General features: G+C 63.3%; 16 protein-coding genes. 1 reads left to right on the forward strand and 15 read right to left on the reverse strand.

The features are described 5' to 3' along the window. Positions 1-25 precede the first annotated feature (25 nt). The 14 genes from nuoL to KU43P_RS09440 all read right to left on the reverse strand — a co-directional run bounded on the left by nuoL (position 26) and on the right by KU43P_RS09440 (position 15,844). Positions 26-1,879 carry an NADH-quinone oxidoreductase subunit L gene (gene nuoL / locus KU43P_RS09375; protein ID WP_317662522.1) on the reverse strand — a complete coding sequence of 618 codons (1,854 nt, stop codon included), beginning with the start codon at positions 1,877-1,879 and terminating at the stop codon, positions 26-28. Continuing rightward, on the reverse strand, positions 1,876-2,184 hold the full coding sequence (gene nuoK, locus KU43P_RS09380) for an NADH-quinone oxidoreductase subunit NuoK (RefSeq protein ID WP_003251446.1): 309 nt from the start codon (positions 2,182-2,184) through the stop codon (positions 1,876-1,878). Before nuoK ends, nuoL begins: the two co-directional genes overlap by 4 nt. 3 nt (positions 2,185-2,187) lie before the next feature. Further along, entirely contained in the window at positions 2,188-2,688 is a 501-nt protein-coding gene (gene nuoJ, locus KU43P_RS09385; RefSeq protein WP_317662523.1) for an NADH-quinone oxidoreductase subunit J, read from the reverse strand. A 10-nt stretch (positions 2,689-2,698) separates the two neighbouring features. Further along, entirely contained in the window at positions 2,699-3,247 is a 549-nt protein-coding gene (gene nuoI / locus KU43P_RS09390; protein ID WP_003251442.1) for an NADH-quinone oxidoreductase subunit NuoI, read from the reverse strand. Between the two features lie 11 nt (positions 3,248-3,258). Beyond that, complete coding sequence (nuoH, locus tag KU43P_RS09395; protein ID WP_016391389.1) at positions 3,259-4,266, reverse strand: NADH-quinone oxidoreductase subunit NuoH; 1,008 nt, start codon at positions 4,264-4,266, stop codon at positions 3,259-3,261. Then, the gene (gene nuoG / locus KU43P_RS09400) at positions 4,263-6,977 is read right to left on the reverse strand and encodes an NADH-quinone oxidoreductase subunit NuoG (RefSeq protein WP_317662527.1); all 2,715 of its coding nucleotides are present in this window, start codon (positions 6,975-6,977) and stop codon (positions 4,263-4,265) included. Before nuoG ends, nuoH begins: the two co-directional genes overlap by 4 nt. A gap of 133 nt (positions 6,978-7,110) precedes the next feature. Further along, entirely contained in the window at positions 7,111-8,475 is a 1,365-nt protein-coding gene (nuoF, locus tag KU43P_RS09405; protein ID WP_063544322.1) for an NADH-quinone oxidoreductase subunit NuoF, read from the reverse strand. Continuing rightward, positions 8,472-8,969 (reverse strand): NADH-quinone oxidoreductase subunit NuoE, encoded by a 498-nt coding sequence (gene nuoE, locus KU43P_RS09410; protein WP_176518011.1) that lies wholly within the window; start codon positions 8,967-8,969, stop codon positions 8,472-8,474. Before nuoE ends, nuoF begins: the two co-directional genes overlap by 4 nt. A 2-nt stretch (positions 8,970-8,971) precedes the next feature. Continuing rightward, on the reverse strand, positions 8,972-10,753 hold the full coding sequence (gene nuoC, locus KU43P_RS09415; RefSeq protein WP_317662531.1) for an NADH-quinone oxidoreductase subunit C/D: 1,782 nt from the start codon (positions 10,751-10,753) through the stop codon (positions 8,972-8,974). Between the two features lie 79 nt (positions 10,754-10,832). Beyond that, the gene (locus KU43P_RS09420) at positions 10,833-11,510 is read right to left on the reverse strand and encodes a NuoB/complex I 20 kDa subunit family protein (RefSeq protein ID WP_003251429.1); all 678 of its coding nucleotides are present in this window, start codon (positions 11,508-11,510) and stop codon (positions 10,833-10,835) included. Between the two features lie 9 nt (positions 11,511-11,519). Continuing rightward, positions 11,520-11,933, reverse strand: a complete 414-nt coding sequence (locus KU43P_RS09425) for an NADH-quinone oxidoreductase subunit A (RefSeq protein WP_003251427.1) — start codon at positions 11,931-11,933, stop codon at positions 11,520-11,522. Positions 11,934-12,313: 380 nt separating this feature from the next. Beyond that, on the reverse strand, positions 12,314-12,976 hold the full coding sequence (locus tag KU43P_RS09430) for a lysoplasmalogenase (RefSeq protein WP_317662534.1): 663 nt from the start codon (positions 12,974-12,976) through the stop codon (positions 12,314-12,316). Between the two features lie 315 nt (positions 12,977-13,291). Then, positions 13,292-14,617, reverse strand: a complete 1,326-nt coding sequence (gene aceA, locus KU43P_RS09435) for an isocitrate lyase (RefSeq protein WP_008096174.1) — start codon at positions 14,615-14,617, stop codon at positions 13,292-13,294. Between the two features lie 492 nt (positions 14,618-15,109). After that, positions 15,110-15,844 (reverse strand): secretin N-terminal domain-containing protein, encoded by a 735-nt coding sequence (locus tag KU43P_RS09440; protein WP_317662537.1) that lies wholly within the window; start codon positions 15,842-15,844, stop codon positions 15,110-15,112. A gap of 165 nt (positions 15,845-16,009) precedes the next feature. Between KU43P_RS09440 and KU43P_RS09445 the strand changes: the two genes are divergently transcribed. Then, positions 16,010-17,452, forward strand: a complete 1,443-nt coding sequence (locus tag KU43P_RS09445) for a SulP family inorganic anion transporter (protein ID WP_317662538.1) — start codon at positions 16,010-16,012, stop codon at positions 17,450-17,452. Positions 17,453-17,534: 82 nt separating this feature from the next. On the opposite strand, the gene fusA is transcribed toward KU43P_RS09445, so the two are convergent. Beyond that, complete coding sequence (gene fusA / locus KU43P_RS09450; protein ID WP_317662540.1) at positions 17,535-19,646, reverse strand: elongation factor G; 2,112 nt, start codon at positions 19,644-19,646, stop codon at positions 17,535-17,537. Between the last annotated feature and the right edge of the window lie 35 nt (positions 19,647-19,681).

Here is a 19,681-nt window from a genome sequence, read left to right on the forward strand (position 1 = left end):
TTTGGCAAAGTCGCAAGATTCATTGTCATACCGCGGCCACTACCACGGCGCCGATGACCAGCACGGCACCGACGGCGATCGAGGCGGTGTACCAGCGCAGCTGGCCAGTCTCGGTCTTGCTCATGGCAACGTGGCCACCGCGAGCCATCCGAGGGATCAGGCCAATGCTGCGGTCAACCGGGTCCTTGCGCAGGATGTGGCTGATCAGCAGGTAAGGTTTGACGAAGAGCTTGTCGTAGATCCAGTCGAAGCCCCAGGCGGCGAACCACCAGGCCGACAGGACGCGGCCGATGCCGCTGTTGGCGATGGCCGAGACCAGGCGACGCTTGCCCAGGAACAGCACCGCGGCCAGCAGGATACCGGCGATGGCGATAGCGCCCGAGGTGATTTCCAGCGCGTGCTTGGCTTCACCACCGGCGTGGCCAGCGCTTTCAGGCAGCACGCCTGCCAGCGGCGGGTGGATCCAGGCGCCGACGAAGGTCGACAGCACGATCAGCACGCCCAGTGGCAGCCAGTGGCTGATGCCGTGGCCGGCGTGGGCTTCGGTCTTGGCTTCGCCGTGGAAGGCGATGAAGATCAGGCGGAAGGTGTACAGCGAGGTCATGAAGGCACCGACCAGGCCGGCGTACAGCAGGCCGCTGTTGCCGCTGGCGAAGGCTTCCCAGAGGATCTCGTCCTTGGAGTAGAAGCCCACGGTCAGGATCGGCAGGGCGGCCAGGGCAGCACCACCAACCACGAAGCTGGCATAGGCCAGCGGCAGCTTCTTCCACAGGCCGCCCATCTTGAAGATGTTCTGCTCGTGGTGGCAGGCAACGATCACCGCACCGGAAGCAAGGAACAGCAGGGCCTTGAAGAAGGCGTGGGTCATCAGGTGGAAGATCGCCGCGTCCCAGGCACCGACGCCCAGGGCCAGGAACATGTAGCCGATCTGGCTCATGGTCGAGTAGGCGAGGATACGCTTGATGTCGGTCTGTACCAGGGCAGCGAAGCCGGCCAGTACCAGCGTCACGCCGCCAACCACGCCGACCAGGTGCAGGATGTCCGGCGCCAGCAGGAACAGGCCGTTGGTACGGGCGATCAGGTACACGCCTGCGGTCACCATGGTTGCCGCGTGGATCAGTGCCGAGACTGGAGTCGGGCCCGCCATCGCGTCGGCCAGCCAGGTCTGCAATGGCAGCTGGGCCGATTTACCGACCGCACCGCCCAGCAGCATCAGGGTCGCCAGGACCATCCAGGTGTCACCCGCCTGGAACTTCTGCGGCGCCAGCACCAGCAGCTCCTGCACGTTCAGGGTACCCAGCTGAGCGAACAGGATGAACAGGCCGATGGCCATGAACACGTCGCCGATGCGGGTGACGATGAAGGCCTTGAGTGCCGCGTTACCGTTGTTGCGGTTGCTGTAGTAGAAACCGATCAACAGGTACGAGCACAGGCCCACGCCTTCCCAGCCGAAGTAGATGAACAGCAGGTTATCGCCAAGGATCAGGAACAGCATGCTGGCGATGAACAGGTTGGTGTACGAGAAGAAGCGCGAGTAACCGGCTTCGCCACGCATGTACCAGGAGGCGAACAGGTGGATCAGGAAGCCGACACCGGTGACCACGCCAAGCATGGTGACCGACAGGCCGTCCAGGTACAGGGTGAAGTTCGGCGCGAAGCCGTCCACCGACATCCACTGCCACAGCAGCTGGCTGTACGCGCCGCCTTCAGGCGGGGCGACATTGAATTGCCAGATCACGTAGGCGGCCGTGGCGGCCGAGAGGCCGACCGAGCCGACGCCGATCAGGGCGGACAGGTTCTCCGAGAACCGCCCGCGCGAGAACGACAGCAGCAGGAAGCCGATCAGGGGGAAGACGAAAGTCAGGAAGAGAAGGTTCATCCGCGCATCTCACTGGCAGCATCGATGTCGAGAGTGTGGAAGCGGCGATACAGCTGCAGCAGGATGGCCAGGCCAATGCTGGCCTCGGCGGCTGCCAGGCTGATCACCAGAATGAACATCACCTGGCCGTCGGGCTGGACCCAACGGGCACCGGCGACGACGAACGCCAGGGCAGAGGCGTTCATCATGACTTCCAGGCTCATGAGCACGAAGAGGATGTTGCGGCGGACCATCAGGCCAACCAGACCTAAACAGAACAGGATACCGGCGACCGCCAGACCATGCTCGAGAGGGATAGCACCCATGATTTACTCCTTCGCCTCGTTGCGGCCCAGGTGGAAGGCAGTGACGGCCGCAGCGAGCAGCAACATCGAAGCCAGTTCGACCACCAGCAGGTACGGGCCGAACAGGCTGATGCCCACTTCTTTCGGGCCCACGGTGGTACCGCTGATGCCGGCGCCGCTCGGGGCAACGAACAGCACGTACAGCAGCTCCAGCAGCAGCAGCGCGCCGAGGATGACCGGCCCCGCCCAGATACCGGGCTTGAGCCAGCCCCGCTCCTGGGCGACCGAAGCCGGCCCCAGGTTGAGCATCATCACCACGAACACGAACAGCACCATGATGGCGCCGGCGTAGGCGATCACTTCCAGGGCGCCGGCGAACGGCGCACCCAGGGCGAAGAAGATCATGGCCACGGAAATCAGCGAAATGATCAGGTAAAGCAGGGCGTGTACGGGGTTGGTGCCGGTGACCACCCGAAGGGTGGAGACCACGGCGATCCCGGATGCGAAGTAGAAAGCGAATTCCATCTTTCTGTCCTTATGGGAGCAAGCTCTTCACGTTGATCGGCTCGGCTTCGTTCTGTGCAGAGCCCTTCGGCTTGCCAGCGATCGCCATACCCGCAACACGGTAGAAGTTGTAGTCAGGGTTCTTGCCGGGGCCGGAGATCAGCAGATCTTCTTTCTCGTACACCAGGTCCTGACGCTTGAACTCGGCCATTTCGAAATCCGGAGTCAGCTGGATCGCGGTGGTCGGGCACGCTTCCTCGCACAGGCCGCAGAAGATGCAGCGCGAGAAGTTGATGCGGAAGAACTCCGGGTACCAGCGCCCGTCCTCGGTCTCGGCCTTCTGCAGGGAGATGCAGCCCACCGGGCAGGCGACTGCGCAGAGGTTGCACGCCACGCAGCGCTCTTCGCCGTCGGGGTCGCGGGTGAGGACGATGCGGCCGCGGTAGCGCGGCGGCAGGTACACGGGTTCTTCGGGGTACTGCAGGGTGTCGCGCTTGCGGAACCCGTGGGAGAACACCATTGCCAGGCTGCGCAGCTGGGTGCCGGTGCCCTTAACGATGTCGCCGATATACTTGAACATGGGTCAAATCCTCACTGGGCCGCGACGGCTGGCGTGTTGTAGAGCACGATCGCAGCGGTCACCAGCAAATTGATCAGGGTCAGCGGCAGGCAGAACTTCCAGCTGAAGTCCATCACCTGGTCATAGCGTGGGCGCGGGATCGAGGCGCGCAGCAGGATGAACAGCATGATGAAGAACGCGGTCTTCAGTGCGAACCACAGGAACGACAGTTGCGGCAGGATGCCGAACGGGCCGTGCCAGCCGCCGAAGAACAGGGTCACCAGCAGCGCCGAGATGAGGATGATGCCGATGTACTCACCGACGAAGAACATGCCCCATTTCATGCCGGCATACTCGATGTGGTAGCCGTCGGCCAGTTCCTGTTCCGCTTCCGGCTGGTCGAACGGGTGACGGTGAGTCACGGCGACGCCAGCGATGAAGAAGGTGCAGAAACCGAAGAACTGCGGAATGATGAACCACAGGTTCTGGGCCTGGTATTCAACGATGTCGCGCATGTTGAACGAGCCCACCTGAACCACCACGCCCATCAGCGCCAGGCCCAGGAACACTTCGTACGACACGGTCTGTGCCGAAGCCCGCAAGCTGCCCAAAAGGGCGTACTTGTTGTTCGACGACCAACCGGCGAAGAGCACGGCATACACCGACAGGCCGGCCATGGCGAAGAAGAACAGCAGGCCGATGTTCAGGTCGGCAACGCCCCAGGTCGGGGTGATCGGGATGACCACGAAGGCGATCAGCAGGGCGCTCATCGCCACCACCGGTGCCAGGGTGAAGATCACGCGGTCGACGAAGGGTGGGTTCCAGTCTTCCTTGAAGAACATCTTCAGCATGTCGGCTGCGATCTGGAACATGCCGAACGGGCCGACGCGGTTCGGACCGTAACGGTCCTGCCACCAGCCCAGCAGGCGGCGCTCGACGAAGCTGAGCAGCGCGCCGCAGACCACCACCGCGAGCAGGACCACGATGGCCCGGATCACGGTGAGGATCACATCGATCACTTCGGGGGTGAACCAGCTCATTGTGCTGCCTCCTGCAGACCTTCGACGGATGCACCGAAGATGGCAGGCGGGATGCCGGCCAGGCCTTTGGGCAGCGCAACCAGGCCAGCGCCCAGTTCTTCATTGATACGAAGTGGCAGGCGCAGCGAAACGCCGGCGACGTTCAGGCTCAGCAGGGCACCTTCGTTGACACCCAGGCGGTCGGCTTCGGACTTGGCCAGGGCCACGTAGGCGGTCGGGATGCGCTCTTGTACCGGGGCGGCGCGCGAGGAACTCTCTTCGCTGCCGAACAGGTGGAAGAACGGTACCGCGGTCCAGGTGCCACGGGCCGGGTTGAAGGCGCCCGGGATGGCGTTGAACCAGTTCAGGCGGTCGCCTTGCGACTCGATCAGGCGCACGCCCGGGTCACCGGCACGCAGGTGACCACCGACCTCGTCCTGGAACTTGTTCCAGGCTTGCGGCGAGTTCCAGCCCGGCGACCAGGCGAACGGCACCTGCTGGCGCGGCTCGGCCGAGCCCGAGTAGCCTTCCATGGAGAAGGCGAACGCGGTGTCCTTGTCTTGCGGGGTACGCGGCTCGTGCACGCTGATGTTGGCGCGCATGGCGGTACGGCCGGAGTAGCGCAGCGGCTCACGGGCCAGCTTCATGCCCTTGATGCGGAACGCGGCGGACGGTGCTGCGTTGACGATGCCAGCCAGTTGCGGGGCGGCTTCGGCGCAGGCGCTGGTGACGTGGTCCAGCTGGGTCCAGTCGACCGGCTTGTTCAGCAGGGTGGCACGCAGGGCGTGCATCCAGCGCCAGCCTTCGTGAACCAGGATGCTGCTGTCCAGGTACTGCGGGTCGAACACCTGGAAGAAGCGCTGGGCACGGCCTTCCTGGCTGACCAGGGTGCCGTCGCCTTCGGCGAAGGAGGCGGCCGGCAGCACCAGGTGGGCGCGGTCGAGGGTCGGGGTCTTGGAGTGATCGGCGACGATCACCACCTTGGCCGCAGCCAAGGCTGCGTCGACCTTGGCGGCCGCCACGCGGGCGTACAGGTCGTTTTCCAGCACGACGATGGCGTCGGCCTTGCCGCTGATGACCGCGTCCAGCGCGGCATCGACGGACTCGCCGCCCAGCATCGCCATGCCGAGGCTGTTGGCCTCAGGCACGACCAGGCTCAGCGAACCGTTCTTCTCGCGCAGCTTCAGGGCCTTGGCAATGTTGGCGGCGGCTTCGATCAGCGCCGGGTCGGCCAGCGAGGTGCCGGCGACCACCAGCGGACGCTGGGCGGCCACCAGGGCATCGGCGATGCGTTGGGCCAGGGCTTGCGCTTCCTGCTCCAGGCCGGCGACTACTGGCGCGCTCGGGTCGATGGCGTGGGCTACGGCGAAACCGATGCGGGCAAGGTCGGCCGGGGAGGCATGTACGCACTCTTCGGCCACATCGTCGAGCTTGGTTTCAGCCAGGGAAGCGATGAACAGCGGGTACAGCGCGTGCTGGCCGATGTTCTTCACCGCGGCGTCGAGCCACGGCTGCACTTTCATCGATTCGGCCATGGCCTCGGCTTTGCCTTTTGTCGCCTGGCGTACGGCCAGGGCAACGCGGGCAGCGGTCTGGGTCAGGTCTTCACCGAGCACGAACACCGCGTCGTGGTCTTCGATGTCGCGCAGGGTCGGCACCGGCAGCGGGCTGTTGTTCAGCACGTTCAGGGCCAGGCGCACGCGAGCCAGTTCGCCGGCTTCCATACCCGAGTAGAAGTACTCGGCACCGACCAGCTCACGCAGGCCGTAGTTGCTTTCGAGGCTGGCGCGTGGCGAGCCGATACCGACGATGGTGCGACCGCGCAGCAGGTCGGCGGCCTTGTCCAGGGCAGCGTCCAGGCCCAGCTTGGTGCCATCGGCAAGGAACGGCTGGCGCGGGCGATCGGTGCGGTTGACGTAGCCATAGCCGAAGCGGCCACGGTCGCACAGGAAGTACTGGTTGACCGAGCCGTTGAAGCGGTTCTCGATGCGGCGCAGCTCGCCGTAGCGCTCGCCCGGGCTGATGTTGCAGCCGCTGGAGCAGCCATGGCAGATGCTTGGGGCGAACTGCATGTCCCACTTGCGGTTGTAGCGCTCGGAGTGGGTCTTGTCGGTGAACACGCCGGTCGGGCAGACCTCGGTCAGGTTGCCGGAGAATTCGCTTTCCAGCACGCCGTCTTCAACGCGGCCGAAGTACACGTTGTCGTGGGCGCCGTAGACGCCCAGGTCGGTACCACCGGCGTAGTCCTTGTAGTAGCGCACGCAGCGGTAGCAGGCGATGCAGCGGTTCATCTCGTGGGCGATGAACGGGCCGAGGTCCTGGTTCTGGTGGGTACGCTTGGTGAAACGGTAGCGGCGCTCGTTGTGGCCGGTCATTACCGTCATGTCCTGCAGGTGGCAGTGACCGCCTTCCTCGCAGACCGGGCAGTCGTGCGGGTGGTTGGTCATCAGCCATTCGACGACGCTGGCGCGGAACGCCTTGGACTCGTCATCGTCGATGGAGATCCAGGTGCCGTCGGAGGCAGGGGTCATGCAGGACATGACGATACGACCACGGGTGTCGTTCTCGTCGGTGTACTGCTTGACCGCACACTGGCGGCAGGCGCCGACGCTACCAAGCGCCGGGTGCCAGCAGAAATAAGGGATGTCGAGGCCGAGCGACAGACACGCCTGTAACAGGTTGTCTGCACCGTTGACTTCGAGCGCTTTGCCGTCTACGTGGATAGTGGCCATTGTTCAAAGTTCTTCGTTGGCCCGCGTGAGCGGGCGTGGCTAATGGAAATCGGTGGGCCAGCGGCTCATCGCCAATCTTTACGGCGAGCCTGCAAGGCCGGCGGGTGGCACGGACCACCCGCGTTCTGTCTTTTTATGCGCCGACTACGATCGGCTTGGCCAGGTTCGGGCGCAGGGTGTCGGCTGCGGATGCTGGCGCGACACCGGCCTCGAACTCGGACCGGAAGTATTTGATGGCACTGCCCAATGGCTCGACGGCACCCGGTGCGTGAGCACAGAAGGTGCGGCCTGGGCCGAGGAAGTTGACCAGACCCAGCAGGGTCTCGATGTCTTCGGCGCGGCCCTGGCCTTTCTCCAGTGCGCGCAGCATCTTCACGCTCCACGGCAGGCCGTCACGGCAGGGGGTGCACCAGCCGCAGGATTCACGGGCGAAGAACTCTTCCATGTTGCGCAGCAGCGAGACCATGTTGACGCTGTCGTCCACCGCCATGGCCAGGCCTGTACCCATTCGGGTGCCAACCTTGGCGATGCCACCGGCGTACATCTGTGCGTCGAGGTGCTCGGGCAGCAGGAAACCGGTACCGGCGCCGCCTGGCTGCCAGCACTTGAGCTTGAAGCCATCGCGCATGCCGCCGGCGTAGTCTTCGAACAGCTCGCGGGCGGTGACGCCGAATGGCAGTTCCCACAGACCTGGGTTCTTCACCTTGCCGGAGAAGCCCATCAGCTTGGTGCCATGGTCTTCGCTGCCTTCGCGGGCCAGCGACTTGTACCAGTCGTTGCCGTTGGCGACGATGGCCGGCACGTTGCACAGGGTCTCGACGTTGTTCACGCACGTCGGCTTGCCCCACACGCCCACGGCGGCAGGGAAGGGCGGCTTGGAGCGCGGGTTGGCACGGCGGCCTTCCAGCGAGTTGATCAGTGCGGTTTCTTCACCGCAGATGTAGCGGCCGGCACCGGTGTGCACGAACAGCTCGAAGTCGAAACCGCTGCCCAGGATGTTCTTGCCCAAGAGGCCCGCGGCCTTGGCTTCGTCGATGGCGCGGTTGAGGTTCTTCGCCGCGGTGGTGTATTCGCCACGCAGGAAGATGTAGCCACGGTAGGCCTTCAGGGCGCGGGCGCTGATCAGCATGCCCTCGACCAGCAGATGGGGCTGTTGCTCCATCAGCATGCGGTCCTTCCAGGTGTTGGGCTCCATTTCGTCCGCGTTGCACAGCAGGTAGCGGATGTTCATGGATTCGTCTTTGGGCATCAGGCCCCACTTCACGCCCGTGGGGAAGCCTGCGCCGCCACGGCCCTTGAGGCCGGAGTCCTTGACGCTCTGCACGATGTCGTCGGCGGACATGTCTGCCAGCGCCTTGCGGGCGGCAGCGTAGCCGTTCTTGGACTCGTACTCGGCAAGCCATACCGGCTCGCCGTCGTCACGCAGGCGCCAGGTCAGCGGGTGGGTTTCGGCCGAACGCGCGATGCGGTTGGCCGGGCCGAAGGAAGTGATGGTCATACGTAACCCTCCAGCAGCTTGGAGACGCCAGCGGGCTGCACGTCGCCAAAGGTGTCGTCGTCGATCATCAGCGCCGGTGCCTTGTCGCAGTTGCCCAGGCAGCACACCGGCAGCAGGGTGAAGCGGCCGTCCGGGGTGGTCTGGCCCAGGCCGATGCCCAGTTCGCTCTGGATCTGGCTGACCACCGATTCGTGGCCACCGATGTAGCAGACCATGCTGTCGCACACGCGGATGATGTGGCGGCCGACCGGCTGGCGGAAGATCTGGCTGTAGAAGGTGGCCACACCCTCGACGTCGCTGGCGGGGATGCCCAGCACTTCGCCGATGGCGTAGATGGCGCCGTCCGGCACCCAGCCACGTTCCTTCTGGACGATCTTCAGGGCTTCGATGGACGCCGCGCGCGGGTCCTCGTAGTGATGCATCTCGTGCTCGATGGCCGAGCGCTCGGTTTCGCTCAGGGCGAAACGGTCAGTCTGGATAAGCGTGCTGTTCATGCTTAGCGGTCCACGTCAGCCATAACGAAGTCGATACTGCCCAGGTACGCAATGAGGTCGGCGACCATGCTGCCTTTGATCACCGAAGGGATCTGCTGCAGGTGCGGGTAGCTCGGGGTACGGATCCGGGTGCGGTAGCTCATGGTGCCGCCATCGCTCGTCAGGTAGTAACTGTTGATGCCCTTGGTCGCCTCGATCATCTGGAACGACTCGTTGGCCGGCATGACCGGGCCCCACGAGACCTGCAGGAAGTGCGTGATCAAGGTTTCGATGTGCTGCAGGGTGCGCTCTTTCGGCGGCGGCGTGGTCAGCGGGTGGTCCGCCTTGTACGGGCCTTCCGGCATGTTGCGCAGGCACTGGTCGATGATGCGGATACTCTGGCGCATCTCCTCGACACGGACCATGCAGCGATCGTAGGCATCGCCGTTGTGGGCCAGCGGTACTTCGAACTCGAAGTTCTCGTAACCGGAGTAGGGGCGGGCCTTGCGCAGGTCGAAGTCGCAACCGGTGGCACGCAGGCCGGCACCGGTGGTACCCCACTCCAGGGCTTCCTTGGTGTTGTACGCGGCAACGCCGATGGTACGGCCCTTGAGGATGCTGTTCTGCAGGGCAGCCTTGGTGTACTCGTCGAGGCGCTTGGGCAGCCATTCGACGAAGTCCTTGACCAGCTTGTCCCAGCCGCGTGGCAGGTCGTGGGCGACGCCACCGATGCGGTACCAGGCCGGGTGCAGGCGGAAACCGGTGATCGCCTCGATCACGGTGTAGGCGCGCTGGCGGTCGGTGAAGGTGAAGAACACCGGGGTCATCGCGCCCACGTCCTGGATGTAGGTACCCAGGAACAGCAGGTGGCTGGTGATGCGGAAGAACTCGGCCAGCATGATGCGGATCACGTCGACCTTCTGCGGCACCTGGATGCCGGCCAGTTTCTCGACGGCCAGTACGTACGGCAGGTTGTTCATCACCCCGCCGAGGTAGTCGATACGGTCGGTGTAGGGGATGAAGCTGTGCCACGACTGGCGCTCGGCCATTTTTTCGGCACCGCGGTGGTGGTAGCCGATGTCCGGAACGCAGTCGACGATCTCTTCACCGTCCAGCTGCAGGACGATACGGAAGGCACCGTGGGCCGAAGGGTGGTTCGGGCCGAGGTTGAGGAACATGTAGTCCTCGTTGGCGCCCTGGCGCTTCATGCCCCAGGCTTCCGGGTTGAAACGCGCCGACTCCTCTTCAAGCTGCTGCTTGGCCAGGGTCAGGCTGTAGGGGTCGAACTCGGTGGCACGGGCAGGGTAGTCCTTGCGCAGCGGGTGGCCTTCCCAGGTGGGCGGCATCATGATGCGGCTCAGGTGCGGGTGGCCGGCAAAGTCGATGCCGAACATGTCCCAGACTTCGCGCTCGTACCAGTTGGCGTTCGGCCAGATACCGGTCACGGTCGGCAGGTTCAAGTCGCCTTCGCTGAGCGACACCTTGATCATCACGTCGCTGTTACGTTCGATCGACAGCAGGTGGTAGAACACGCTGAAGTCGGCGGCGGGCAGGCCGCGGCGCTGGGTGCGCAGGCGCTCGTCGACGCCGTGCAGGTCGTACAGCATGCTGTAGGGCTTGGCGACACCGCGCAGGAAGCTGAGCACCTCTTTGAGCTGGGCGCGCTTGACCCACAGCACAGGCATGCCGGTGCGGGTTTCCTGGGCGACGAATGCATCGGCGCCAAAACGGTTGTTCAGTTCGACGACCACATCCTGGTCGTCAGCCTTGTAGGGCGGAATGAAAATAGCGTTGTCCGCTGTCATGGTCTCGGTCGCTTTGGGTCAACGTTAAGAATGAAGCCAGGCCGCCGGCTCCTTCGGGAGCGGGCGGCAGGTCGCTGGATCAGACTTCGTCGGGGCTGCGCAGGTTGGTCACTGCAATGCGCTGCTCACGACGCAGGTCTTTCTGGGCTGGCATCTCGGCACGGTAAATACCTTGATCACCAACAACCCAGGAAAGCGGGCGTCGTTCTTGGCCGATCGACTCCTGCAGCAGCATCAGGCCCTGCAGGAAGGCTTCGGGACGTGGCGGGCAGCCAGGCACATAGACGTCCACGGGGAGGAACTTGTCGACCCCCTGAACGACCGAGTAGATGTCGTACATGCCACCGGAGTTGGCGCACGACCCCATGGAGATGACCCATTTGGGTTCGAGCATCTGCTCGTACAGGCGCTGAATGATCGGCGCCATTTTGACGAAGCAGGTACCGGCGATGACCATGAAGTCGGCCTGACGCGGCGATGCCCGGATGACCTCGGCGCCGAAGCGGGCGATGTCGTGGGGCGCCGTGAAGGCCGTGGTCATTTCCACGTAGCAGCAGGACAGGCCGAAGTTGTACGGCCAGAGGGAGTTCTTGCGACCCCAGTTGACCGCGCCACGCAGCACATCTTCAAGTTTGCCCATGAAGATGTTCTTGTGGACCTGGTCCTCTAGCAGTTGATCGGTGACGGTTTCCCGTTCACCGACCGGGTACTGCTCGTTGGGCGCATCCGGATCGATTCTGGTGAGATTGTATTGCATGCCAAAGCCTCATTGTTTCAGCTTCGCTTGCCGCTTGCGACGACCTTCGGGAGCCCAATCAAGTGCCCCGACGCGCCATAGGTAGACAAGACCTGCCAACAGAATTGCTATGAAAACGAGTGCTTCGACGAATCCGGTCCAGCCGCTTTCGCGGACGGACACAGACCATGCAAAGAGAAAGAGGGCTTCGATATCGAAGATCACGAACAGCATCGCGACCAGATAGAATTTGGCGGACAGGCGCAGGCGAGCGCTGCCGACGGGCAGCATGCCGGATTCGAAGGGTTCGTTCTTGGCGCGACCCCAAGCCTTGCTACCGAGCAGGCTGGACAGGCCGAGCATGAAGGCACACAGGCCGACGACACCCAGGAGGAAGATGGCAAAGCCCCAGTTGTGGGCGATGAGTCCTGCCGAATCGGACATGCTAGAGATCCTTATACAGAGACCCAGCTCTGCAGTCTGAAATAAGTAGAGCGGCGACGTGGTGTCGCAGGTGCAGTGACCAAATGTCGCAGCTGAATCAATCGGGCTGATTTTATGGGTAAACCCGGTGCAAGTAAAATTTCTGTCGCAAATTTATTCGTAGCATTAAGAATAAAAATCCCTCCTAACTGGCTGAAAGCCTTGAAATTCGGGCATTGCACACGGTTTTGTTAATTATGTTTCTTGCCCGGTGTAACGAAAGGCTAACTTGGTAATGATAATTAATATCGTTTGAGCTGATCCCTGAAACTTTGTCTTGGCTGGATATTGCAAGTTCAATTGCCGGTACCCCCTACTTGCAAATGCGAAAGACTCTTGTTCTAGCAGTTTCCGGCGCCACCTGCACCGCTCTGGGTCAATACTTTGTCCGGTAAGCCGTGACGGGCTGACGAGGCAATTGCCCATTGACCCAGCCAATAGGCGAGGATGATCAGGTAGGGCGCGGCAGCGAATGGGCTGACGAAACGGTCGATGCCGATCAGGCTGTCGGAGAAGACGAAGAGGCAGGCACCCAGCGCGGCAAGGCCGCCGCAGGCCAGTGCGCGCCAGAGCATGGCGCTGATCGCCAGTGCGTAAACTGCCACGGGTATCAACAGCGGACCGAGACCGTGGCTGGCCAGTACGCCGAGCAGGCTGATGCCGGTGATGGCGCTCAATAGCAGGGCTGGTAGCGCTGCTCGCCGGGTTTGGCTGTAGTAGGCGCGCAGGTAGGCGAGGTGCGCGCAGAGGAAGGCGGCCAGGCCGAACACGAAGAGGTCGGCAGGGATGGCCAGCAAGATGTCGCCGAGCACCGAGAAGCCCAGGCCGATCGTGATCCAGCGGCGGTAGGGGGTGGCGGGTGCGGCGAGCATCCAGGCGATCAGGGCCAGGACCGGAACGGGCTTGAGCAGAAGACCCAGCAGGGTGTTGCCGGTGGCCAGTGCATATATATAGAAGGCGGCGGCTGCAGCGGCGACGATGAGCAGGTGGCTTGGACGGGGCATGGGCGGACCTTGCTGCTGGGCTGCCCCAAGCATAGCTCGGATCCTGGGTTCTGCCGTGGCCCTATCGCCGGCAAGCCGGCTCCCACACCGAACGCATCAGCGCTAAAGATCCCTGTGGGAGCCGGCTTGCCGGCGATAGGGCCGGCGCAGGCAAAAAAGGCCCGGAATCCTCGCGAATTCCATGCCTCCCACACCGAACGCATCGACGCTGAAGATCCCTGTGGGAGCCGGCTTGCCGGCGATAGGGCCGGCGCAGGCAAAAAAAGGCCCGGAATCCTCGCGAATCCCGGGCCTGCTTTCAGCCATCCACGGTTATCAGTGGAACTGCTCTTCCTCGGTCGAGCCGGTCAGTGCAGTCACCGACGAAGCGCCACCCTGGATCACGGTGGTCATGTCGTCGAAGTAGCCAGTGCCCACTTCCTGCTGGTGCGCCACGAAGGTGTAGCCCTTGCTCGCGTCGGCGAACTCTTGTTCCTGCAGCTTCACGTAAGCGGTCATGTCGTTGCGGGCGTAGTCGTGCGCCAGGTTGAACATGCCGTGCCACATGTTGTGGATACCGGCCAGGGTGATGAACTGGTGCTTGTAGCCCATGGCCGACAGCTCGCGCTGGAACTTGGCGATGGTGGCGTCGTCCAGGTTCTTCTTCCAGTTGAAGGAAGGCGAGCAGTTGTACGACAGGATCTGGTCCGGGTATTCCTTCTTGATCGCTTCGGCGAAGCGGCGTGCTTCGTCCAGGTCCGGCTTGGCGGTTTCGCACCAGATCAGGTCGGCGTACGGTGCATAGGCCAGGCCGCGGGCGATGGCCTGGTCGAGGCCGGCGCGCACCTTGTAGAAGCCTTCACGGGTACGCTCGCCAATCACGAACGGCTGATCGTAAGGGTCGCAGTCGCTGGTCAGCAGGTCGGCGGCGTTGGCGTCGGTACGGGCCAGGATGATAGTCGGCACGCCCGAGACGTCAGCAGCCAGGCGCGCAGCCACCAGCTTCTGTACCGCTTCCTGGGTCGGGACCAGTACCTTGCCACCCATGTGGCCGCACTTCTTCACCGAGGCCAGCTGGTCTTCGAAGTGCACGCCGGCAGCGCCCGCTTCGATCATGTTCTTCATCAGCTCGTAGGCGTTCAGTACGCCACCGAAACCGGCTTCGGCGTCAGCCACGATCGGCGCGAAGTAGTCGATGTAGCCGTCGTCGCCTGGGTTCTTGCCGGCTTTCCACTGGATCTGGTCGGCGCGGCGGAAGGCGTTGTTGATGCGCTTGACCACGGTCGGTACCGAGTCGACCGGGTACAGCGACTGGTCAGGGTACATGGACTCGGCCGAGTTGTTGTCGGCGGCCACTTGCCAGCCAGACAGGTAGATGGCCTGGATGCCGGCCTTCACCTGCTGCACTGCCTGGCCACCGGTCAGGGCGCCCATGCAGTTGACGAAATCTTTTTCTGGGCGGAAGGACGGGTGGGCACCTTCGGTGACCAGCTTCCACAGTTTTTCTGCGCCTTGGCGAGCAAAAGTGTGCTCCGGCTGCAGGGAGCCACGCAGGCGAACGACATCAGCGGCGGTGTAGGTACGGGTCACGCCTTTCCAGCGCGGGTTTTCGGCCCAGTCTTTCTCGAGGGCTGCAATTTGCTGTTCGCGTGTCAGTGCCATGGAAATAAACCTCGTCGCATCGATCTTGGGGTAATTGTGCTGATGCTCACGAAGCGAATCAGGGGGCTGGCGGCTGTCCTGTCCGGGGGAGTGCGGCGGCGAACGCGAAGGCTCGAAGGGGAAGGAGGTGCAGGCCGGGCGAAGGTGTGCGCCTGCAGGTCGGCTCGTGGTTGCCTTGCTGCGGTGCTACGCGATTGCCAGTACTGCGGTGATGCGCTTCCGTCCCTCGGGACAACTTCTTCGTTGCAGTCGCAATCCCGTCGAACCGCCTTGTGGGCCGTATAGACACGAGGGGACTCCCGGGGTGTTGGGAGTGCGCCTCGAAGGCCCTTGCCAGGGCCCCTGATTAGCGGGAGCGAGGCCATCATGCCTTCGACAAAAAGTGCCTGTCAAATGATTTGTAGTGCTTTTTTTCGCTTACTACATCTTTTGTCTAATGCGACTTGCTGGTCAGTTTCAAGGCCTTTGGTCGAGGCCTTGATTTGCCTGGGATCAGTCGAGAAGGTCGACTTTGACACGCAAAGTCATGTTTTCACCCCGCTGGGTGCTGTAAGTGCGGCTTGACAGGTTGCGGTCCGCTTGAGACTGCTGGTTGTAGCCTGCCAGGGTAATCCATTCGCCCAGCCTTCCGGTGACGGTCGTGTCGGTGCTCTGTACTTTCACTACATCGGCACGTTCCTGGCTCATTCGGTCATTATTGGTGCTTATTTGCAGACGAACCGTGTCGCCACTCAGGCTTGGCGTGACGTAGAAACCCTGGGTCACGTTGCGGTATTCGGTGTCGCTCTGGATACGCCCATAGCCGTCGGTGCTGGTGCTTGTGATCGGGATACTCTGGCCGACCTGGATCAGCGCCGGCTGGCCTTCACTGGCCTGAATCTGCTGCAGTCCGCCTTCGCGATTGCTGGTGCCGTAACGGATGACGCGCCCATTGCCACGGTCGTCCTGGAAGTTGCTGTCGTTGTTGTCGACGCTGATCAGCAGGCGCTTCGGGGCGGTGTCCAGTTGCTGCATCAGGGCGCGCAGGTCGTCGATGCGCTCGGGGCTGGCGTTGACGATCAGCTTGTTCTCGAAGGCGCTGACACTGCCATCCCTGCCGATGAAGGACTGGGCAGCGGGCAACAGTTCGGCGCTGCTGCGGTGCTGCAACGGCAGCACCTCGGTGGCGGCTTGGGCAGTCAGGCTCGCAGCCAGCAGCAGCGAGGCGAAAAGAGGGCGTAGCGGCATGTCCATGATCTCCGCAGGTTGAATCAACATGATGGCAAATTTGTCGGCGGTTTGTCGGGCGGGATGAGGGGCAGGGTTTCGCGGTGGCCGTTGTTCGACAAAATCCGTAACATCCCGCTTCTTCGTTTTTCGTACTGTCCGCACGGACTGCACCACAGGAATGCCATGAAACCCGCCCGCCTTCGCGCCGACATGCTCGCCGGCCTGACCACGTCTTTCGCCCTGGTGCCCGAGTGCATCGCCTTTGCCCTGGTAGCCCACCTCAACCCGCTGATGGGCCTGTATGGCGCCTTCATCATCTGTACCCTGACGGCCCTGTTCGGCGGCCGCCCGGGCATGATCTCCGGTGCTGCGGGCTCCATGGCGGTGGTGATCGTCGCCCTGGTGGTGCAGCACGGCGCCCAGTACCTGCTGGCCACGGTGCTGCTGGGCGGGGTGGTGATGATCCTGTTCGGCGTTCTGCGCCTTGGCAAGCTGGTGCGTCTGGTGCCATATCCGGTGATGCTCGGCTTCGTCAATGGCCTGGCGATCGTCATCGCCCTGGCCCAGTTGGAGCACTTCAAGCAAGGCGAGCAATGGCTCAGCGGCGCGCCGCTGTACCTGATGATCGGCCTGGTGGCGCTGACCATGCTGGTGGTCTACCTGCTGCCCAAGCTCACCCGGGCCGTGCCACCCGCATTGGTGGCGATCCTTGGCGTCGGTGTGCTGGTGTATCTGCTCGGCCTGCCTACCCGCACCCTCGGCGATATGGCGCACATTGCCGGCGGCCTGCCGGCGCTTGCCCTGCCGGACGTTCCCTGGAACCTGGAGACCCTGAAAATCATCGCCCCATACGCGGTGTTGATGGCCATGGTAGGGCTGCTGGAAACCCTGTTGACCCTCAACCTCACCGACGAGATCACCGAAAGCCGCGGCTATCCGGACCGCGAGTGCGTGGCCCTGGGCGCGGCCAACATGGTGTCGGGCCTGTGCGGCGGTATGGGTGGCTGCGCGATGATCGGGCAGACCGTGATCAACCTCAGCTCCAATGGCCGTGGCCGGCTGTCTGGGGTGGTCGCCGGGGTGATGATCCTGCTGTTCGTGCTGTTCCTGTCGCCGCTGATCGAGCGCATTCCGCTGGCGGCGCTGGTGGGTGTGATGTTCGTGGTCGCCCAGCAGACCTTCGCCTGGGCATCCTTGCGGGTGCTGCACAAGGTGCCGGTGAGCGATGTGCTGGCAATCATCGCGGTGACCGTGGTCACGGTGTTCACCGACCTGGCCACGGCAGTGCTGTTCGGCATCGTCATCGCCACGATCAATTTTGCCTGGCAGCATGCGCGCGAGCTGTATGCCGAAAGCCATGAGGATGCTGAAGGGAGCAAGCACTACCAGGTGCACGGCACGCTGTTCTTCGCCTCCACCACGGCGTTTCTCAATCAGTTCGATGCGGCGGGCGACCCGGCCAGGGTGACCCTGGACTGCAAGCACCTGAGCTTCGTCGACTATTCGGCGATTGCGGCGTTGAAGGCCTTGCGCGAGCGCTATGCCAAGGCGGGCAAGCACCTGCGGGTGGTGCACCTGTCGGAGCGTTGCAAGAAGCTGCTGAAGCGGGCTGGCGAACAGCACTGAGTCGGTGGTGAGGCCATCGCCGGCAAGCCGGCTCCCACAGGGAGCCGGCTTGCCGGCGATCGAGAGCGAAGCCCTCGCTCGATCACTCCCCGCGGCTTTTCTTGACGATGCCATCGGCAATGCTTGCCGGCGCCTCGGCATAGCGGGTGAACTCCATGGTGTAGCTGGCCCGGCCCTGGGTCATCGAGCGCATGGAGGTGGCATAGCCGAACATCTCTCCCAGCGGCACTTCGGCGCGGATCACCTTGCCGGCCGGGGTTTCGTCACCATCCTGGATCATCCCGCGGCGCCGGCTCAGGTCGCCCATGATGTCGCCCTGATACTCCTCGGGCGTCACCACCTCAACCTTCATCACCGGCTCCAGCAGCACCGCACCGCCTTTCTGTGACAGCTGCTTGGTGGCCATTGAGGCAGCGATCTTGTAGGCCATCTCGTTGGAGTCGACGTCGTGGTAGGAGCCGTCGAACACCGCCGCTTTCAGGTTGATCAGCGGGTAGCCGGCGAGCACGCCGTTCTTCATCTGCTCCTCGATGCCTTTCTGGATCGCCGGAATGTATTCACGCGGCACCACACCGCCGACGATTTCATTGATGAACTCCAAGCCTTCCTTGCCTTCATCGCCCGGTGCGAAGCGGATCCAGCAATGGCCGTATTGGCCGCGCCCGCCGGACTGGCGAACGAAGCGGCCTTCGATCTCGCAGGTGTTGCGGATCTTCTCGCGGTAGGCCACCTGCGGCTTGCCGATGTTGGCCTCGACGTTGAACTCGCGGCGCATGCGGTCGACGATGATGTCCAGGTGCAGCTCGCCCATGCCGGAGATGATGGTCTGGCCAGTTTCCTCGTCGGTACGCACGCGGAACGACGGGTCTTCCTGGGCCAGCTTGCCCAGGGCGATACCCATCTTTTCCTGGTCGGCCTTGGTCTTGGGCTCTACCGCCACGGAGATCACCGGGTCGGGGAAGTCCATGCGCTCGAGGATGATCGGCTTGTCGATGTCGCACAGAGTGTCGCCGGTGGTCACATCCTTCATGCCGATCAGCGCGGCGATGTCGCCGGCGCACACGTCCTTGATTTCGGCGCGCTGGTTGGCGTGCATCTGCACCATGCGGCCGATGCGTTCCTTCTTGCCCTTGACCGAGTTGAGCACGGCGTTGCCGGAGCTGAGCACGCCGGAATAGACACGGGCAAAGGTGAGGGTGCCGACGAACGGGTCGGTGGCGATCTTGAACGCCAGGGCCGAGAACGGTTCCTTGTCGTCGGCGTGGCGCTCCAGGTGCTTTTCTTCATCGTCCGGGTCGGTGCCCCTGATCGCCGGGATTTCCGACGGCGCGGGCAGGTAGTCGATAACGGCATCGAGCATCAGCGGCACACCCTTGTTCTTGAACGACGAGCCGAGAATGGTCGGCACGATTTCGTTGGCGATGGTGCGCTGGCGCAGTGCGGCCTTGATCTCGTCGATGCTCAGTTCCTCGCCGTCGAGAAACTTCATGGTCAGTTCGTCATTGGCCTCGGCCGCCGCCTCGAGCATGTGCGCACGCCATTCGTCGGCCAGCGCCTGGAGTTCGGCGGGGATTTCTTCTTCGCGGTAGCTGGTGCCCTGGTCGGCATCGTTCCAGTAGATGGCCTTCATCTTCACCAGGTCGATCTGGCCGATGAAGTTCTCTTCGCTGCCGATGGCCAACTGGATCGGCACCGGGTGGTGCCCCAGGCGTTTGTCGATCTGCTTGACCACGCGCAGGAAATCGGCGCCCTGGCGGTCCATCTTGTTGATATAGGCCAGGCGCGGCACGTGGTATTTGTTGGCCTGGCGCCAGACAGTCTCGGACTGCGGCTCGACCCCGTCGGCGCCACTGAACACCACCACCGCGCCATCGAGCACGCGCAGAGAGCGCTCCACCTCGATGGTGAAGTCGACGTGGCCGGGGGTGTCGATGATGTTGAAGCGGTACTTGTCGGCGAACTGCTTGGTCGAGCCTTGCCAGAAGGCCGTGGTCGCCGCCGAGGTGATGGTGATGCCGCGCTCCTGCTCCTGGGCCATCCAGTCCATGGTCGCGGCGCCGTCGTGCACCTCGCCCATCTTGTGGTTGACCCCGGTGTAGAACAGGATGCGCTCGGTGGTCGTGGTCTTGCCAGCATCCACGTGGGCGACGATGCCGATATTGCGGTACAGCTCGATGGGCGTTGTACGGGCCATGACGGACTACCTGCGGCGATGCGGATTCTCCCACG

The sequence above is a fragment of the Pseudomonas sp. KU43P genome, from assembly GCF_033095865.1.
GTDB lineage: Bacteria > Pseudomonadota > Gammaproteobacteria > Pseudomonadales > Pseudomonadaceae > Aquipseudomonas.

Coding starts and splice junctions, on each gene's coding strand:
- nuoL (WP_317662522.1), bottom strand. CDS start 1,879: ATGAACCTTCTCTTCCTGACTTTCGTCTTCCCCCTGATCGGCTTCCTG.
- aceA (WP_008096174.1), bottom strand. CDS start 14,617: ATGGCACTGACACGCGAACAGCAAATTGCAGCCCTCGAGAAAGACTGG.
- nuoH (WP_016391389.1), bottom strand. CDS start 4,266: ATGAGCTGGTTCACCCCCGAAGTGATCGATGTGATCCTCACCGTGATC.
- nuoF (WP_063544322.1), bottom strand. CDS start 8,475: ATGACCATCACTTCCTTCGGCCCGGCCAACCGCATCGCGCGTTCGGCC.
- nuoI (WP_003251442.1), bottom strand. CDS start 3,247: ATGTTCAAGTATATCGGCGACATCGTTAAGGGCACCGGCACCCAGCTG.
- nuoE (WP_176518011.1), bottom strand. CDS start 8,969: ATGAACAGCACGCTTATCCAGACTGACCGTTTCGCCCTGAGCGAAACC.
- nuoK (WP_003251446.1), bottom strand. CDS start 2,184: ATGGGTGCTATCCCTCTCGAGCATGGTCTGGCGGTCGCCGGTATCCTG.
- KU43P_RS09445 (WP_317662538.1), top strand. CDS start 16,010: ATGAAACCCGCCCGCCTTCGCGCCGACATGCTCGCCGGCCTGACCACG.
- fusA (WP_317662540.1), bottom strand. CDS start 19,646: ATGGCCCGTACAACGCCCATCGAGCTGTACCGCAATATCGGCATCGTC.
- nuoG (WP_317662527.1), bottom strand. CDS start 6,977: ATGGCCACTATCCACGTAGACGGCAAAGCGCTCGAAGTCAACGGTGCA.
- nuoC (WP_317662531.1), bottom strand. CDS start 10,753: ATGACAGCGGACAACGCTATTTTCATTCCGCCCTACAAGGCTGACGAC.
- KU43P_RS09440 (WP_317662537.1), bottom strand. CDS start 15,844: ATGCCGCTACGCCCTCTTTTCGCCTCGCTGCTGCTGGCTGCGAGCCTG.
- nuoJ (WP_317662523.1), bottom strand. CDS start 2,688: ATGGAATTCGCTTTCTACTTCGCATCCGGGATCGCCGTGGTCTCCACC.
- KU43P_RS09420 (WP_003251429.1), bottom strand. CDS start 11,510: ATGCAATACAATCTCACCAGAATCGATCCGGATGCGCCCAACGAGCAG.
- KU43P_RS09425 (WP_003251427.1), bottom strand. CDS start 11,933: ATGTCCGATTCGGCAGGACTCATCGCCCACAACTGGGGCTTTGCCATC.
- KU43P_RS09430 (WP_317662534.1), bottom strand. CDS start 12,976: ATGCCCCGTCCAAGCCACCTGCTCATCGTCGCCGCTGCAGCCGCCGCC.